Origin of the sequence: Kribbella sp. NPDC051718 (assembly GCF_040681515.1) — a bacterium.
GTDB lineage: Bacteria > Actinomycetota > Actinomycetes > Propionibacteriales > Kribbellaceae > Kribbella.
The window spans coordinates 318,216-336,425 of the sequence record NZ_JBFAYZ010000005.1 but is presented as its reverse complement, the minus strand read 5'-3'; the positions used below and the strand labels follow the sequence as shown (position 1 = coordinate 336,425).

The 18,210-nt window shown below is 68.6% G+C and carries 8 protein-coding genes; 6 read left to right on the top strand and 2 right to left on the bottom strand.

What is annotated here, in order from left to right; genetic code table 11:
- Positions 1 to 39 precede the first annotated feature (39 nt).
- From AB0M15_RS20895 to AB0M15_RS20885, 3 genes are read left to right on the top strand one after another with little or no spacing between them, the layout of a single operon-like run.
- The gene (locus tag AB0M15_RS20895) at positions 40 to 6,735 is read left to right on the top strand and encodes a LamG domain-containing protein (RefSeq protein WP_363821210.1); all 6,696 of its coding nucleotides are present in this window, start codon (positions 40 to 42) and stop codon (positions 6,733 to 6,735) included.
- A gap of 15 nt (positions 6,736 to 6,750) precedes the next feature.
- Positions 6,751 to 12,459 (top strand): RHS repeat-associated core domain-containing protein, encoded by a 5,709-nt coding sequence (locus AB0M15_RS20890; protein WP_363821207.1) that lies wholly within the window; start codon positions 6,751 to 6,753, stop codon positions 12,457 to 12,459.
- Positions 12,456 to 12,986 carry a hypothetical protein gene (locus AB0M15_RS20885; RefSeq protein WP_363821205.1) on the top strand — a complete coding sequence of 177 codons (531 nt, stop codon included), beginning with the start codon at positions 12,456 to 12,458 and terminating at the stop codon, positions 12,984 to 12,986. Before AB0M15_RS20890 ends, AB0M15_RS20885 begins: the two co-directional genes overlap by 4 nt.
- On the opposite strand, the gene AB0M15_RS20880 is transcribed toward AB0M15_RS20885, so the two are convergent.
- Both AB0M15_RS20880 and AB0M15_RS20875 read right to left on the bottom strand, forming a co-directional pair.
- Positions 12,977 to 14,953: an FtsX-like permease family protein gene (locus AB0M15_RS20880; protein WP_363821202.1), complete on the bottom strand. Its 1,977-nt coding sequence runs from the start codon at positions 14,951 to 14,953 to the stop codon at positions 12,977 to 12,979. The genes AB0M15_RS20885 and AB0M15_RS20880 overlap by 10 nt on opposite strands.
- Positions 14,953 to 15,720 (bottom strand): ABC transporter ATP-binding protein, encoded by a 768-nt coding sequence (locus AB0M15_RS20875; RefSeq protein WP_363821200.1) that lies wholly within the window; start codon positions 15,718 to 15,720, stop codon positions 14,953 to 14,955. The genes AB0M15_RS20880 and AB0M15_RS20875 overlap by 1 nt, the downstream gene beginning before the upstream one ends.
- 109 nt (positions 15,721 to 15,829) lie before the next feature.
- On the opposite strand from AB0M15_RS20875, the gene AB0M15_RS20870 reads away from it, so the two are divergent.
- From AB0M15_RS20870 to AB0M15_RS20860, 3 genes are read left to right on the top strand one after another with little or no spacing between them, the layout of a single operon-like run.
- Positions 15,830 to 17,110, top strand: a complete 1,281-nt coding sequence (locus tag AB0M15_RS20870; RefSeq protein ID WP_363821197.1) for a sensor domain-containing protein — start codon at positions 15,830 to 15,832, stop codon at positions 17,108 to 17,110.
- The gene (locus AB0M15_RS20865; protein ID WP_363821194.1) at positions 17,092 to 17,745 is read left to right on the top strand and encodes a response regulator transcription factor; all 654 of its coding nucleotides are present in this window, start codon (positions 17,092 to 17,094) and stop codon (positions 17,743 to 17,745) included. The genes AB0M15_RS20870 and AB0M15_RS20865 overlap by 19 nt, the downstream gene beginning before the upstream one ends.
- Positions 17,746 to 17,785: 40 nt before the next feature.
- Positions 17,786 to 18,199, top strand: a complete 414-nt coding sequence (locus tag AB0M15_RS20860; protein WP_363821192.1) for a CoA-binding protein — start codon at positions 17,786 to 17,788, stop codon at positions 18,197 to 18,199.
- Positions 18,200 to 18,210 lie beyond the last annotated feature (11 nt).

Sequence of the window (18,210 nt, the reverse complement as noted above, 5' to 3'; positions counted from 1 at the left end):
TGGTCTACTTCCTCCCGAAATCATCTGGGGAGGATGCGAATGCGTACTAGGTCTGTCAGGAGCAGGTGGGCCAAGGCCGTCACCGGCTCGATCGTGCTGGCGCTGGCGGCGGTCACGCTGCCGGTGGGAACCGCCGGCGCCACTCAGCCACCGAAGCCACCGGTGACCGTGCCGAAGGTGCAGCCCGAGCCGAAGGTGAAGGTTGCGCCGAGCGAGGCGCAGGCCCGCGCCGCCGCCGACCGGCAGGGCACGCCGGTCGAGGTGTCGGCGCTACGGACCGAGACGCGCACGGTGGTCGCCGAGCCGAACGGCGAACTGAGCCTGGAGATCAGCGCCGTCCCGGTCCGCGCCAGGAAGGGTGACACCTGGGCAGCGGTCGAGACCGGCCTGGTACGCCGTACCGACGGCGCGTGGGTGCCCAAGGCGACGACCGTCGATCTCGCTTTCAGCGGCGGCGGCTCGAAGCTCCCGATGGTGAGCTACGCCAAGGACGGCAAGCGACTCGCGCTGACCTGGCCGGGTAGCCTGCCCAAGCCCACGGTCAACGGCGACACCGCGACGTACGCCGAAGTACTGCCCGGCACCGACCTGGTCCTCAAGGCCACGGCGACCGGCTACACCCAGCACCTCGTGGTCAAGACCGCAGTGGCGGCCAAGAACCCGGCGCTGGAACGCATCCGGCTCGGGCTGACTACGACAAGCCTGGCCATCAGCAGCACGACCAATGGTGGTCTGGAGGCTCGTGACCCCAAGGGCGCCGTCGTCTTCACAGCACCGCCCTCGGCCATGTGGGACGCCGGTACTGGTAGAGCAGTGGCGGGCGCCAAGGTGGACGCCCAATCGCTGACCCTGCTCCCGGACCTGGCGCTGCTTCGTGGTTCCAAGACCGTCTATCCGGTGACGATCGACCCGGACTGGCGGACGTTCGACAAGACCTTTTGGACCTCGGTGGTCTCGGGCAACGGTGGTACGGCGTACCCGAACACCAGCCCGGGCGGCAGCGATGTCGCACAGGTCGGTCTGTGCAACTTCAGCGGATGCAACGGCATCGGTGTCGCGCGGTCGTACTTCCAGTTCGACACCGGCGCCTGGGGCTTCCTGCAGGGCAAGCGGATCATGGGCGGCACGCTCGACAGCGCCGTGGTCCACAGCGGTGCGTGCGTGGACAGCCGGCACAATCTGTACGGCAGCTCAGCGGTCGGTGGGGGCACGACCTGGAACAACAAGCCCACCGGACCGCACCTGTCCGGCGTGGACGTGCCGCGGTCGAACACGACCGGCAACTGTGGCGGTTGGAAAGAGGTGCACTTCCCGGTACCGGCCAGCGCGATCAGTACGGTCGGCCTGTCGACGTACTACATCCAGGCGGGCAGCGAGAGCGACAGCAGTTACTGGCGGAAGTACGACCCGGGTGCGACCAAGCTGCGCGTCCGCTACAACACTGCTCCGGCCACCCCGCAGGACACGGCTACCGATCCGGTACTGACCGCGCCGTGCAAGTGGTGCGAGGGCAAGACCTACTTCAGCGGCAACACGATCAGCCTGAAGACGACCTTGTCGGACCCGGACAACAACGCGGTGCAGCCGCAGTGGGACATCTACACCAACGGCGTCGTCGAGAACCGGTACGGTGGCTGGCAGAGCTCCGGCGCCCGCCACGACACCAGCGTCACTCTGACCGACGGCGCCGAGATGGACTGGTACGTGCGCGGCTGGGACTACGACGAGGACAACGGGAACCGCCTGGACGCCGGCCCGTGGGTGCGTGGCCCCGGGCCGTTCACGGTCGACAAGACCCCGCCGAGTTCGATGCCCAAGGTCACTGGCTCGCTGTACCGCGAGGACAACCAGTGGCATGGCGGCGTCGGCGTACCGGGCATCTTCACCCTCGAGCGGACCGAGAAGGCACTGCCCGACGAGGGCACCAAGGACGTCGACCACTACGTCTGGGGCACCACGTTCCCGCCGAACACCCCGGTCGAGGCGAACGGTCTCGGTGGCTCGGCGGGCTTCGAGTTCGTCCCGACTGCCGACGGACCGCAGGACATCTACGTGCAGTCCGTCGACCGGGCCAACAACCGCAGCGCGACCAAGACGGTCCACGTGTACGTCCGGGCCGGCAACGGCGCGCTCAGCGCGTACCCGTTCAACGGCAGCACCACGGACGACGCCTACCTGGGTGACAAGGACGGGACGCTGCAGGGCGTACCGACGTACGGACCGGGCGCGGTCGGCAACGCACTGCGGCTCGACGGGGTGAACGACTACTTCACCGCGCCGAGCGCAGCGCGAACCGATAACAGCTTCAGCATCTCGGCATGGGTGAAGCCCGAGTCGCAGTCGGACACCCGTGGGATGGCAATCGCCTCCCAGCAGGGCAACCGGGCCAGTGGCTTCTACCTGAACTACCGCGGCGACACCAAGAAGACCACCTTCATGCTGGCCGCCTCGGACACGGACAACCCGGCAACCGCCGCCGCCGAGGGGCCTGCGCTGCAGCGTGGCGTGTGGACCCAGGTGACCGGTGTCTACGACAAGCCGGCCAACCGCCTCCGGCTCTACCACAACGGGGTGAAGGTCGGTGACACACAGCTCGCCGCGAACTTCACCACGTGGCATGCGGCCGGACCGCTGACGGTCGGCCGGGAGAAGTGGAACGGCCTGGTCGGCAGCCCGTGGCAGGGCGCGATCGACGAGGTCCAGGTCTTCGACCGGGTGCTCAGCGACGCCGAGGTGCGAGCCTCCGTCGGCCGGGACAACGTCCGGACCGCGCACTGGAAGTTCGACGAGCTCACCGGCAAGACCGCCCGCAACGACGTCGACGGCAGCCCTGACCTGGTGCTGTCCGGCAAGGCGGCGTTCACCGGGACCACGGGTGGGGCACTCGCCGGTGGGCTGCGGCTGCCCGGCGGCGACGCGCTGGACTTCGCTTCCGGCGGGCCGGTGGTCCGTACCGACCAGAGCTTCACCACTGCGGCCTGGGTCAATCTGGCCGAGGCTCCTTCCGACGGTAACAACCGCACGGCGCTGTCCGTGGAGGGTGACGTCAACAGTGCGCTCTTCCTGGGCTACCGCGCGGCGGACGGCGGCAAGTGGGAGGCCCACATGCCGTCCGAGGACAAGGTCAGGCCGAGACTCGGCGACGCCGTGGTTCGCTCCGACGTCGCCGCGAGCCTGAACACCTGGACCCACCTCGCCGCGGTGTACGACGCTCCCGCCCACCAGTTGCGGATCTACGTGAACGGCAAGCTCGCCGGAACCGTGGCGCAGAACAACGGGTACAACGCGTCCGGACCGCTGACCATCGGCCGGGGCAAGTACGAGGGCACCCAGACCAACCCCTGGAAGGGGTTGATCGACGACGTCCGCGCCTACAACCGCGAACTGTCCGAGGCCGAGCTCGCCGGTATCGTTGCTCGCAGCAACGTCACGGTCGCGAACTGGAAGCTGGACGGCAACCCGGACGACAGCTCCGGCCGGACGCCCGCGTCGACCGGCACCCTGGTCGGCACGCCGGCCTGGACCGGCGGCCAGACGAACGTCCCGGCGGACTCCGACCTCGGCCTCAAGCTGATCGGCAACGGCGCCCACATGTCGGCGCCGAGCCCGCTCCCGGACCTGCGGAACAGCTTCTCGGTGGCCGCGTGGGTCAAGCTCGACTCGGACACCGGCAGGGCCTCCGTGGTCTCGCAAGATGCCGGCGGGCTGAGCGTCTTCAACCTGCACGCGTCGTGGGACAACCGGTGGGTGGTGGTGATGCGCAGCTGCGACGCCGCCATGAACTGCGCCGAAACCCGAGCGGCTGGTCCCGCGCCGCAGCCCGGCGTCTGGACCCACTTGGCCGCCGTGTACGACGCCTCGGCCGGCCTGCTGTCCCTGTACGTGAACGGCGTGCTCGCCGGCACCAAGGACTATCGGCACACCGGAACGCAGGCCGAGCCGACCATGCGGGTCGGCCGGGCGACCTGGTCCAACGGCGATGGGGTCGACCTGTTCACGGGAGGGATCGACGACGTCTCCGTCTACAACCGGGTGCTGTTCGCCGACGAGATCCGGACCATGGCCGGCCGCGATCTGACCCTGGCCCACAACTGGCGCCTGGACGAGCCGAGCGGTCCTACCGCATCGGACGCGGTCGGTGCCCGGGCGGGCACCCTGGCCGGACCCACGCGGGTACCGGGCCGGCTTGGCAACGCGCTGAGCTTCAACGGCACGAGCGACACGGTCAGTACGGCCGCTGTCGACGTCGATACCGCCAAGAGCTTCACGGTGTCCTCCTGGGTCAAGCTGCGGGAGCTGTGTGAACCCGGAGCGGACCAGGTCTGTCACACGACGGCTGTCAGCCTCGACGGCGGTGCCACCAGCAAGTTCCGGCTGGGTCACGTCCGCGACACCGACAACAACCAGTTCGGCGCCTGGACGTTCGAGATGCCAGAGGCCGACGGTACGGTCACCAAGGCTTCTGTGTCCGCGACGGATTCGGATGTGGACCAGTGGGTGCACTTGGTCGGCGTTTACGACGCCCCGGCGCACCGGCTCTGGCTGTATGTGAACGCGACCCGTCAGGGCGACGGCACGCTCCAGACGCCCTGGGCTGCCTCCGGCGGGCTGCAACTCGGCCGGGGCCGGGTGGCGAACGCTGCTGCCGAGTACTGGCCCGGCGCGATCGATGACGTCCGGGTGTACGTCGGTGCGCTCGACAAGTCCCGGATCGAGAGCCTGGTCGCGTCGTACCCGAAGCAAGGCGGTACTCCGGTGCTGCCGACCGACACGGCCGCGCACTGGAAGTTCGACGAGAACCAGGGCACGGTCGGCGCCGACTCGTCCGGTCACGGCCGCACAGCCACCATGAAGGGTGGCAGCGGCTGGATCCCCGGCAGGCAGGGGGCGGGCGCTTGGTTCGACGGCACCAGCGGGTACGCCGAGACGGCTGCTCCGGTGGTCGACACCGCCGCCAGCTTCTCCGCCGGAGCCTGGGTCTATCTGACCCAGACCGACCAGGGGAGCCGGACTGTCCTCGCGCAGGACGGCAACCGGGCCAGCGGCTTCCTCCTGCAGTTCAACGGCGCGTCGGGCAAGTGGGCGGTCGTGGTGCCGTCCGCGGACAAGGACAACCCGGAGAACAACCTGGTACTCACGTCCGCGCAGAAGGCGGCCGTGGGCCAATGGGTCCATCTCGGCGTGGTCTACAACTCCCTGCCCGACTCGAGGCAGCTCAGGCTGTACGTGAACGGTGTGCTGTCGGCTGCCCAGACCGGTGTGACGATGCCGCCCGCCAACGGGCCGACCACGATCGGCCGGGGCAAGTGGAACGGCAGTGCGACGGACTTCTTCCCACGTGGCGTCGACGACGTGCGGATCTTCACCCGGCTGCTGTCCGACGGTGAGATGCGCAAGCTGCATGACGACGTCGGCTACCCGGGGATGGGTTTCTGGCGCTTCGACGACGACACCCCCCGCGACTGGACCTGGCGCAACAACGCCAGCACGGTGACCGGGACCGTGTCGTACCCGGCCAGCCCGATCGCTGGTAAAGCGCTGCAGCTGGACGGCTCTTCCGCGATCACCTCGCAGTGGTGGGCCGCGCAGCCGCAGGACAGCTTCACCGTGTCCGGTTGGGCGAAGCTGGACCGTACGGACAAGGTCGCGACCATCGCGGCCCAGGACGGGGACCAGCTGAGTACCTTCGTCCTGCAGTACCGGCCGACCCTGGGCAAGTGGGTGTTCGGCGCGCCGGGCCGTGACGAAGACGGCGCGAAGTGGCGGTACGCCGTGGCGAACCAGCCCGCCGTGGCGGGTCGATGGACGCACGTCGCCGGCGTCCACGACTACGCGGCACACCAGTTGCGGCTGTACGTGAACGGAGCCCTGGCAGGAACGCTGAACGACGTGGTCCTGGCCGACAAATCGGGTTCGTTCAGCATCGGCCGCGCCAAGGTGAACGGTGTCGCCGGTGACTTCTTCACCGGTCAGCTGGACGATGTCCGGACGGATCTCGGGATGGTCCCGGACACCGAACTGGCTCTGCGAGGCGGCTATCCGCGACCGGCAGACGGGCAGCTCGGGCGCTTCGTGAACGACGCGACGGGGGAACGCTACACGGCGGTCACTTCTGCCAACGTTCGGCCCGGCTACCGGTATGAGCGGTCGTTGGGAGCGCCGGTCCCGGCAGGCGAGAACACGACCGCACTGATCGAGGGCGGCCTGGTCTACTCAGTCCGGCCGACCAATGTGCCGGTACAGCCGGTGTACCGGTGCAAGCAGGGTGCCAACGCCTTCGACTCGCTCGACGTGGCCTGCGAGGGCGGTACCAAGCTGGAATTGGCCGGGTACGCGCTGGCCTACGCACGAATGGCCCGCTACTACAGCGCGATCGCGACCGACCACACGACCACAGCGGACAACCCACCGGCCGGCTACCGGTACGAGGGCGCTCAGGGATGGCTGACCAAGGCGAGCGGTGTTGCCGGTACCCAGCCGCTCTACTCCTGCCGGGACGGTGTCGACAACTTCTTGTCGAACCAGTCCGACTGCGAAGGCAAGCTGGCACTCGGTGCCGTCGGCAACGTCTGGAGCCAGGTTCCTGACGGTCTGGCCAGTACGCCGGTCGTCCGCTGCAGCCTCAACGGGCAGCGCTTCATCTCGCTCTCGACCAGCTGCGAGGGTCAAACACTGGAGCGCACGCTCGGCTACACCCTCACCGCCCTGCCCACTGTGACCCCGACGTTCGCCTGAGTGCGGAGGACTCCGATGCGTAGATCTCTAGTTCGTCCTGCCCGCAAACCCGCGGCTGTGCTGGCCGCGCTGGTGCTGACGGCGACGCTGACCACCACTGTCGCCACACCGACGGTCGCGGCCGCCACCAGCGGTCCGTCCGTCCCGTTACCCGGCACCACCTCGGTGCCGTCGACCAAGCAGACGATGTCGGCACGGCCGGAGGACCAGGCCAGCAGCCAAGCCCTGCATGGTGACCAGGAGAAGTCCGCTGCCCCGAAGGAAGGCTCGGGGACCTCCTCGGCCACCTCCTTGTCGCAGTCGGCGAGCTGGTCTGTCTCAGCCCAGTCCGGCGACTTCAGGTGGTCCTACCCGCTGCGGGTGCCGCCTGCGCCGGGTGGACTCCAGCCGAGCCTCGCCTTGTCGTACTCCAGTGCGGCGGTCGACGGCCGGACCAGTGCCACCAACAACCAGGCATCGTGGGCCGGCGACGGCTGGTCGCTGGAGCCTGGGTTCATCGAGCGCTCGTACTCCGGCTGCGCCGACGACAAGGAAGGCAGTACGAAGGGTCAGAACACTCCGGACCTGTGCTGGCGCTCCGACAACGCGACGGCCGCCTACGGCGGGAGCGGCGGCCAGCTGATCCTCGGGGCGAACGGCTGGCGGACCAAGCAGGACGACGGCTCCCGGGTGGAGCGGCTCAACGGCGCGGACAACGGGGACGCCGACAAGGAGTACTGGCGGATCACCGATGTCGGCGGCACGCAGTACTACTTCGGCTCCCGGAAGGAGTCGAAGTCGACCTGGACCGTACCGGTGTACGGCGACGACACCGGTGAGCCCTGCCACGGCGCCACCTTCGAGGCGTCGTCCTGCACCCAGGCCTGGCGCTGGCAGCTCGACAAGGTCGTCGACCGGCTCGGCAACGTGATGATCTACAACTATGTGCCGGAGAAGGGCACCTACGGGCAGAACCTCAAGGACACCGCCGTGTCCTACACCCGCGGCGGCTACCTGTCCTCGATCGAGTACGGCCTGAACGACGCGGTCGACGCTCCGGCGACCGGCCGGGTCGACTTCGCGGTGGCGGACCGCTGCGTCCCGGGCAGCACCTGCACGCTGGACAAGAAGGACAACTTCCCGGACGTCCCGCTGGACGAGCAGTGCGCGGCTGACTGCAAGGACCACTACGTCCCGACCTTCTGGACCACCAAGCGGCTCGCCTCGGTCACCACGAGCGTGCGACGTGCCGCCGGCTTCACCGAGGTGGATCGCTGGACACTCGACCACCAGTTCCCCAACCCCGGTGACGGCGAGAAGGCCGCGCTCTGGCTGAAGTCGATCACCCACACCGGCCTGGCGGGCACCAGCCCGATCACCCTGGACCCGGTCACCTTCGAGGGCTCCAAGCTCGCCAACCGGGTGTACCAGGGCGGCGACAACCTGTCCCCGCTGATCCGCTATCGGCTGACCGGCATCGTGTCCGAGGCCGGTGGCGTCACTACGGTCAACTACGCGGCCCCGGACTGCCTGTCGGCGCCCACCAACCCAGAGACCAACACCAAGCGGTGCTTCCCGGTCCGCTGGACCAAGAAGAACTTCGCCGAGCGCACCGACTACTTCAACAAGTACGTCGTCGCCTCGGTAGTGCAGTCCGACCGGATCAGCGCCAACCCGCAGCAGCAGACCAGCTACGAGTACCTCGACGGCGCCGCCTGGCACTACGACGACTCCGAGTTCACCCCGGCCGACAAGAAGACGTGGAACGACTACCGCGGCTACGGCCGGGTCCGGGTCCGCAGCGGCGTACCGAACGACCCGGCGGGCCCGGTCACGATGTCCGAGCTGCGGTTCTACCGGGGCATGCACGACGATCACCTGCCCACCGGCAAGCGGACGGTCAACGTCACCGACTCCGAGGGCGTCAGCCACCCTGACCACGACTGGCTGAACAGCGCTCCGCTGGAGACCATCCAGTACCTGGGCGAGAGCGACACCGTCGTCGCCAAGTCGATCTCCGAGCCGGTCTGGCAGGGGCCGACCGCCACCCGCGGCGACTTCAAGGCGTACATCGTCAACCAGGGTACCGCTACGAGCTACACCGCACTCGACAACGGCCGTGGCTGGCAGAAGACCCGGCTCGTCAGCAAGTACGACGATCGTGGCCTGCCGACCGAGAGCGACAACCAGGGCGACCTGAGCCGCTCGGACGACGACAAGTGCATCCGGACGACGTACTCGCGCAACACCGACAAGTGGATCCTGAACCAGCCGTCCAGGGTCGAGGCAGTCGCGGTCGGCTGCGACACCACCGCGGAGTTCCCGGCCGACGCCCTGTCCGACGCGCTGCTTACCTACGACACGGCGGGCAACGTCACCAAGTCCGAGGTGCTGGACAAGCACCCGGCCACGGGACCGGTCTACCGCACCGACGCGATCCGCACCTTCGACGTCTACGGCCGGCAGCTCACCGAGACCGATGTCCTCGGGGCCACCTCGTCGACGGCCTACACACCGGCCACCGGCGGGGCAGTCACGCAGTACGTCTCCAAGAACGCCGCCGGCCACACGTCGACCGAGACACTCGACCCCGCTTGGGGTATCGCGGTCATGAGCGTCGACGCGAACCTGCGGAAGGCGGAGACGACGTACGACGCGCTGGGCAGGGCAGTCGAGACGTGGCTGCCCAACCGCTTGCGCAGTACCAATCCGACTGGTAGCGAGCGGATCACCTACACGATCCGCAACAGCGGACCGTCAGTGATCAGTAGCAGCAGGCTGGGCCCGAACGGCGTCTACACCACGTCGAACAAGCTGTACGACGGCTTACTGCGGGTACGCCAGATCCAATCACCCGCCCCCGGTGGCGGACGGCTGCTCACTGACACCCGGTACGACTCGCAAGGCCGCAGCTACAAGTCGACCCAGCCTTACTTCAACGACGCGGCCGTCGACGACCAGCTGTGGACGGCCAGCAGCGATGCGGACATCCCCGGCCTCACGGTGACGCAGTACGACGGCGCGGGCCGCCCGGTGGAGCAGATCTACCAGGGCGGGACGAATGAGAAGTGGCGGACCAGCACCCGCTACGGCGGTGACCGGGTCGACGTCACGCCTCCGGCTGGAGGCACTCCGACCAGCACGCTCAGCGATGCGTTCGGGCAGACCACCGAGCTGCGGCAGTACAAGGCCGCGACGCCGACCGGGGCGTTCGACGCGACGAAGTACACCTACAACCGGGCGGGCCAGCTCGCCTCCGTCCAGAACCCGGCCGGGAGCAGTTGGCGGCTCGAGTACGACCTGGCCGGCCGTCAGACGAAGGTGGACGACCCGGACAAGGGCGTTTCGACGAAGACCTACGACGCGGCCGGGCGGCTCCTCACCGAAGGCGACGCCCGGGGGGTCACGCTGACCAACAGCTACGACGTGCTGGGCCGGAAGCTGTCGGTGAGCGACGGCGACACCGTGCAGGCGAAGTGGACCTACGACACCGCGTCGTTCGGCAAGGGCCTGCCTGCGTCGGAGACCCGGTACGAGGGCGGGAAGGCGTACACGAGCGCGGTCACGTCGTACAACGCGCTGAACCAGCCACTGCAGACCAAGTTCACGATCCCTGAGGACGAAGGGGAGCTGGCCGGTACCTACTCGACGACGACCAAGTACAACGTCGACGGCAGCCAGCTGAGCACCACGTATCCCGCGGCTGGGGACCTCCCCGCCGAGACTGTCAACCACACCTATGACGACGCAGGCCGCGCCCTGCAGACCTACGGCGGGCTCGACGGCTCGACTGGCGAGTACGCCCTCAACACCGAGTACACGCGGTACGGCGAGGTCCAGCGCGTGCATCTGGGGGAGGGGAGCCAGCGGGCGTGGCTGTCGTACTACTACGACGACCACACACGCGAGCTGAACCGGAAGATCGTGGACGCCGAGGTGACTCGGCCGATGCAGTCCGACGTCCGGTACACCCGTGACCCGAGTGGCAACCTCACGTCGATCTCGGATACCCCGCAGGACCAGACCGGAGACGTGCAATGCTTCCGGTACGACTACCTGCAGCGTCTGACCGAGGCCTGGACGCCTGGGGCCGATTGCTCGGCTGATCCGACCACTGCCGGGCTGAGCGGCCCCGCGCCGTACTGGCAGTCGTTCGGCTACGACAAGTCCGGCAACCGCCTCACCGAGATCCAGCATGCGGTCGGCGGCGACACAACGCGGAACTACACCTACCCGGCTGCCGACACCGCTCGCCCGCACTCCCTGACCTCGGTGACCGCTGGTACCCGGACGGACAGCTATGCATACGACGCGTCCGGCAACACCATCTCTCGCAAGGTAGGCGCCCGCGAGGACAAGCTGAGCTGGAACCCCGAAGGCCGCCTGGCCGAGGTCACCGACAAGGCCGGCCGCAAGACCTCCTTCGTCTACGACAACAGCGGCAACCGCCTCATCCGCCGCGACCCGACCACGACCAAGCTGACCCTGCCCGGCCAGGACCTGAAACTCGACCGCGCCACCGGCACGATCAAGACCACCCGCTACTACAGCCACGGCGGCGCCACCATCGCCGCCCGCACCGCCGACAGCCTCACCTGGCTGTCCGATGACCATCAGGGCACCGCGCAGGTCAGCATCAACGCCGACACCCAGGCAGTGACCAAACGTCGCCAAGCCCCCTTCGGCGCACCTCGCGGCGAAACCACCAACTGGCACGACGACAAGGGCTTCGTCGGCGGCACCAACGACACGACAACCGCCCTGACCCACATCGGCGCCCGAGAGTACGACCCGGACACGGGCCGCTTCATCTCGGTCGACCCGGTCATGGACGCGACGGACCCCCAGCAGATGCAGGGCTACGCCTACGCCAACAACAGCCCGATCACCTTTTCCGACCCATCGGGCATGAAGTACTGCGCCGACGAGGGCTGCACCGAGGTCTCCACCGGCAAGGGGAACTGCAGCTGCAAACCCGGTGTCCCCTTCAGCACGGCCCAGGTGCCGGACATCCCGAAGACCGACAAGCCGGCCACCAAGCCGAGCGGTATCCAGAACAAGAAGCTCCAGGACATCGTCGACCATCAATACATCGACGGGGAAAAGTCGTGGGTCGGCAACGGCAAGACCAGCGACGCGATTCGCAACGAGCTCGCCACCGGGCGCGAGACAAAGGGATCGAACCACTGGTCGTCGGGGGCGAACGACTTCGGCGGACTGGTGGACCTGCTCGAGGAGGACCGCAAGATCAAGCTGGGGCTGGCCAAGGGCCAGCCGCTGACCCAGTTGGAGGTCGACATCGCCGTCCATGAGGCGAGGGATCTGTGGGACGCGTTCAGCCAGAACGACGCGAGTGGTGCGGTCAGCCGCCGGATCAGCGCGGATCCGGACAAGGAGGCGAATTTCCGGGCCGCGATCGGGAACGCTTCGGAGAAGCCCGCGTTCGCGATGGTGACCGACGCCAAGTTCGAGGACCGCAAGCCGCATCCGAGAGCGCCGGACGGTACCGAGCGGCCGTACAAGGTCCAAGGGGCGACGCAGCGGGGCCTGATGCAGGGCATGGGCGCGCTGTCCTACGTGCCGATGATCATCGACCTGTCCAAGATAGCCACCGAGCCTGGTGCGACGATCGGTGACAAGATCGTCGGTGGCTTGTGTGCGACCAGCGATCCGGTGGGGATCATGTGCGGCCCTGGTGGGATGGCTACCCCACTGCTGATGAGCAAGGAGGACATGACCGCGTGACGCACGACGACGAGGTCCCGGTGGATACCGCGGCCGGCCCGGTGCGGGTTCATCGAGGGAGTCTGATCGCATCGGCGCTCGATCCGGCGCGAACGGACGCCGAGCGGCAGGCACAGCTCGCCCTCGGGCGCATGCAGTGGAGTCTCGGCAGCGAGCTGGCCGATCTGCTCTGGATGGTCGTTCCCGAGGCTCGGGCCGCGTTGGCGGCGCTGGCCAGCAAGGCGTTGGCCGACGCAGCCGAGTACGGGCGGTTTCTGAGCGCCCCGTTGTACGGCGACGTGACGAGCGTCGTCTACGACGTGCTGCGGACGGCGCTCGCCGAGCAGCAAGCGGACGTCGTCCAGCGGACGCTCGCAGTACTCAGGCGGGTGATCGTGGAGGTGGACGGGGACTTCCGGTGGGGGTTCATCCACGACTATGTGATCCGCATGCTCGAGAGCGACGGGCATGGTCAGGCTCTGGAGGAACTTGATCCGGAGTTTGCCGAGCTTGTCCGGGCGACCCGGCGGAGGCTGGGTCAGGACTGAACGGCGGCTGATGGTTGGGAGCGGCGCAGGATTACTGCTGTGGGGAGTAGCGCCGCCCCGACTGCCAGTGCGAGGCAGACTGTGCCGATTGAGAGCAGGGTGCCCCACGGGACGGTCACCGGCACGTCGGTCAGGCCTACTGACATCGCATGACGGATCAGTAGGCCGACTGTCGCCGTGATCGCTGCGCCGAGGGTGAGGGCGACGGCGCCGACCAGGGCCGACTCCCATAGGACCATGCGGCGGATCTGGGCCGGGGTCGCGCCGAGGAGTCGGGAGGTGACGAACTCGTGGCGGCGCTGGAGGCTGCCCATCAGGAGCGTGTTGGCGATCGCGATGGCGCTGTACAACGCGGCCGGGCCTAGTAGCAGGATCAGGCCGAGCTGGTTGCCCTTGCGCAGCCCCTCGCTCTCCGTCCGCTCCCAGTCAGCAGCCGGTACTACGGCCGCGCCGGTGCCGGTGAGCTTCTCGCCGAGAGTTCCGATCAGCGCGGCGGCCCCGATCCCGTCCGAGGGCTGGACGAACCAGCGACTCGGCGTGGCCTGCGGCGCGTGCTCCCGCGCGAGGTCGAGCGACACGAACATCAGCGGGTTCACCTCTGGGGCGGCTTTGAGGATCGCGACCACCTCGAGCTGGTCCGTGCGCCGGTCGAGGAAGGTGACGCTGATCTTGTCGCCGACCCGGTACTTGTGGCCGTCCGACTCATTGCTCACGGCAACCGCTTTGCCGGTCAGCTTGGTGAGGTCGCCGGCGATCGGGATGATCGCCCGGGTCTTGGTGGCGACGGCCGGGTCGATCGCCTCGGCCTCCTCGAGTTCGGCGCTGTCGAGGTCGGTGCGGATGAGCTGGACCGGGATCGCACCGTCGGCGAGCGCGACTCCCGGCGTACTCCGGATGCCCTGTCCGACTGCTGGGGTGTTCGGCGGCGCGGTGATGACGATGGGGGAGCGGACGGTCTCCTGGATGGTCGCGGTGGAGGCGTCGGCGGCGAAGCTGAGGGTGAGGACCATCGAGCCGGCGATCGCCGAGATGGCCAGGATGGGGGCGGCGAGGGACGCGCTCCGGCGGGGCGCCGCGGTCACGTTGCTGCGGGCGAGTCGGCCGGACACCTGGGTCCAGGCGATCAACGGCGTCGCCAGCAGCCGGGCGATCAGCGGGACGACGAGAGGTGCGAGCAGGGTCAGGGCGACGACGAGCAGCATCGGCGTGAACATGGCCAGCGGGACGACTGCGTCGCCCGTGCCGGGGCGGATCAGGGCGAGGAGCACGATGGCTCCGGCCAGGACGAGTACGCCGAAGATCACCCGGACAGGCCCGATGCGGGGCGGTTCGAGGGCCGCCTCACGCAAGGCATCGACAGCGCCGACCCGGCCGGCGCGACGGGCGGCCGACCGGGCGCCGAGCATGGCGACGATCAGTCCGGCGGCGACGGCGATCGCCAGCGGCACCCAGGGGCTGGCCGGCTGGAGCTTCACCGGTGCCAGCTCCGTGTACGACGCCTTGGCCAGCACGAGTGGCGTGAACAGGTGGGCCAGTACCGCGCCGGTGATCGAGGCGGCGAGCGCGACGACCAGGGCCTCGCCGAGGACCATCCGCTTGACCTGCCTCGGAGTCGCGCCGATGAGCCGGATCAGGCCGACTTCGCGGCGCCGTGATGCGACGGCGAAGGCGAAAGTGCTCGCGATGACGAAGATGGTGATGAAGCCGCAGATCACTCCGACCATGCTCAGGACCACTTGCAGCCCAGATGCGTCCTCGCCCGAGATGAGCACCTTCGCCGTGGTCGGTGGGTCGGCGTTGGGCAGGTTGACGGTGATGGATTCCATGCCGGGGCCGTGGTAGGCGATGGTGGCCGCAGTTGCGGTCGCGGCCAGCCCGAGGAGGAAGACACCGACGGCTAGGGCGACGAAGGAACCGGCGTACAGGGACAGATGCCGGCGGACCGTCTGCCGGCTGAGGAAGAACATCAGCGCTCCAGCTCGCTCATGGCAGCGGCGATCTGGGCGGGCGTACCGCGGTCTATCGATCCGGCGACCAGGCCGTCGGACAGGAAGAGGACGCGTTCGGCGTACGCCGCGGCGACCGGGTCGTGGGTGACCATGACGACGGTCTGGCCCGCTCGATCGGTTGCCTCCCGCAACAACCCGAGGATCTGCCGGCTGGTGCTGCTGTCGAGTGCGCCGGTGGGCTCGTCGGCGAAGAAGACGGCCGGCTGGGTGATCAGGGCCCGTGCGATCGCCACGCGCTGCTGCTGGCCGCCGGACAGTTCGGCCGGGCGGCGCCGGGCCTTGCCTTCGAGGCCGACCTGGTCGAGTACCCGATGTACTTCGTCGCGGCGCGGCTTGCGGCCGGTCAGCCGCAGCGGTAGCGCGATGTTGTCGTAGACCGTGAGCGAGGGGAGCAGGTTGTAGGCCTGGAAGACGAAGCCCATCTGCTCCCTGCGCAGCTTGGTGAGCGCCACCTCGTTGAGGCCGCGCAGACTGGTCCCGCCCAGCATCACCTCGCCGGACGTCGGCTGGTCGAGCCCGGCCGCGCACTGCAGCAGGGTCGACTTGCCGGAGCCGGACGGCCCCATGACAGCGGTGAACGAGCCGCGGACGAAGTGGTACGTGACGCCCCGCAGCGCCTCGACCGAGCCGGCCTTGGAGCGGTACGTCTTGGTGATCCCGTCCAGCAGCAGGGCGGGCGGTTCACTCGGTACGACGGAGGGGCGCATCGGCGCGGTGCTGGTCATGGTTCCAGCAAACGTGCCTTTCGAGCTTTGGGCTCTGGCTTGTGCGGGACACCTGGAGTAGCGCGCACGCTACCGCCCTGGGGCCTGTTGCGGACCTAGTGTTGAGCGAGTGGAGAAACCGAACACGGCGTGGGCCGCCCTGGCATCGAGGCGGTTCCTCGTCTCGTCCTGGCCGTGGCGCAGCTATGCCTACCTGCTCAGTTCGGTTCCGTTCGGTGCCGTCACGATCGTCCTGCTGATGGCTGCGGCCGGCCTGAGCCTGGTGTTCAGCCCGGTGATCATCGGCATCATGATGCTGATGGCGTTCCCGCTGGCCGGGACGGTGATCGGCATCGTCGAGCGGTGGCGGGTGCGCCTGATGATCCCGGGCGGTGTGCGGTCGCCGCATGCTGCGATGCCGCCGGGATTCACGGTCCGGGCCCGGCTGACCTTCCGCCGCCGGGAACAGGCGTCGGTACGGGCGCTCGGGTACGGGCTCCTGCTGGGTGTCTTCGTCTGGCCGTTGAGCGCGATGTTCGCCGGTATCAGCGCGACCGCGCTCGTCCTCAGCGTGGGCGCGCCGTGGATCGCCGCGCACGAAGAGATGGGGATGGGGCCGTGGACGCTGGACACTGCCGCTGAGGGCTGGGTCTTCCTGGTCGCGTTCGGGCCGGCCTTCTACGTCGTCAGCTCCTACATCCTCGGTGCGCTCGCCGGGGCCGAGGCGGAGTTGGCGAAGGCGTTGCTCGGTCCGCGGGAGGACGAGTTGCGGCGCAACGTCGCCGAGCTGCGCCGGTCGCGGCTGGATCTGGTCGACGCGTTCGAGACCGAGCGGGCGCGGATCGAGAGGCATCTGCACGACGGCGTACAGCAGCGCCTGGTCGGGCTGACGATGACGCTGGGACTGGCCGAGCTTGACCTGCCCGAGGGGGAGGGGCGCAGGCTGGTGGTGAAGGCGCACGGTGAGGCCGAGGCCGCGCTGGCGGATCTGCGCGAGGCGGTGCGCGGGATCCACCCACGGGTCCTGGTCGATCACGGATTGGAGGCCGCGGTACGAGAGGTCGCTGACCGTAGCCCGCTGCCGGTGAGCGTGCGGATGGCGTTGCGTGGCCGGCTCCCGACGCCGATCGAGGCGGCGGCGTACTTCGTCGTGAGCGAGGCCCTCGGCAACGTGGCCAAGCACGCCCAAGCGACGCGGTGTGAGGTCGAGGGCTGGATCGCCGGCGACCGGCTGGTCGTCACGATCACCGACGACGGGGTGGGTGGCGCGAGCTTCGAAGACCGGAACGGGACCGGATTGACTGGGCTGGTGACGCGGTTGGACGCGTTGGGAGGCACACTCGACCTGTCCAGCCCACCCGGTGGGCCGACCCGACTGAGGATGGAGTGCCCGTGCCGGCTCGACGACTGAGCATCGTCCTGGCTGAAGACTCACTGCTGCTGCGCGAAGGACTGGCCAGCATCCTGGACCGGGCCGGCCACGAGGTCCGCGACACCGTCGGCGACGCGGACACGTTGCTGGCCGTCGTCCGCAAGGAGCCGCCGGACGTGGTCATCACGGACGTACGGATGCCACCCGGTCATAGCGACGAGGGGCTGCGGGCGGCTGCCGCGATCCGCGCCGAGTTGCCGCTGATCGGGATCTTGGTGCTCTCGCAGTACGTCGCCGACGCGTACCTCTCGTCGTTGCTGGAGACAACGACCGGCGGGATCGGGTACCTGCTGAAGGACCGGGTCGGTCACGTCACGGAGTTCCTCGCCTCACTCGATCGGGTCGCCGAGGGTGGGACTGTCGTCGATCCCGAGGTGGTGCGCCAGTTGCTGGCACGCCGGCGGGACGACGGGCCGTTGGCTGCGCTGACGCCGCGCGAACTCGAAGTACTGGCCCTGATGGCCGAGGGCCGGGTCAACTCGTCGATCGCCTCGGAGCTCGTCGTCAGTGAGGCGGCCGTCCGCAAACATGTCGGCAACATCTTCGCCAAGCTCCGGTTGGACGACGGCCGGGATCGTCGGGTGTCCGCGGTACTGACTTATCTGCGGAGCTGACTTGTCCGTGCTGACTTGTCCGTCGAGGGACGATTGAGCCGTGACGTGGGCTGACGAGAGTGATATCCGCAAGGTGCTTGCTGACTGCGAGACCTGGGCGGTGGTCGGGTTGTCGAACAACGCGCAGCGGGCGGCGTACGGGGTGGCTCGCTTCCTGCAGAGCCGAGGGAAGCGGATCGTGCCGGTGCACCCGTCGGCGGAGACCGTGCACCGTGAGCAGGGATATGCGTCGCTGGCCGACATCCCGTTCCGAGTGGACTGCGTGGACGTCTTCGTACGGTCCGAGCTGGCCGGCGCGGTGGCGGACCAGGCGGTGGGAATCAACGCGCGCGCGGTCTGGTTCCAGCTGGATGTGGTGGATCCGGATGCCTACACCCGGACGACGGCCGCGGGTCTGACGATGGTGATGAACCGCTGCCCGGCGATCGAGTGGGGCCGGCTGGGTCCGTCCTGACCCGTTCCGGC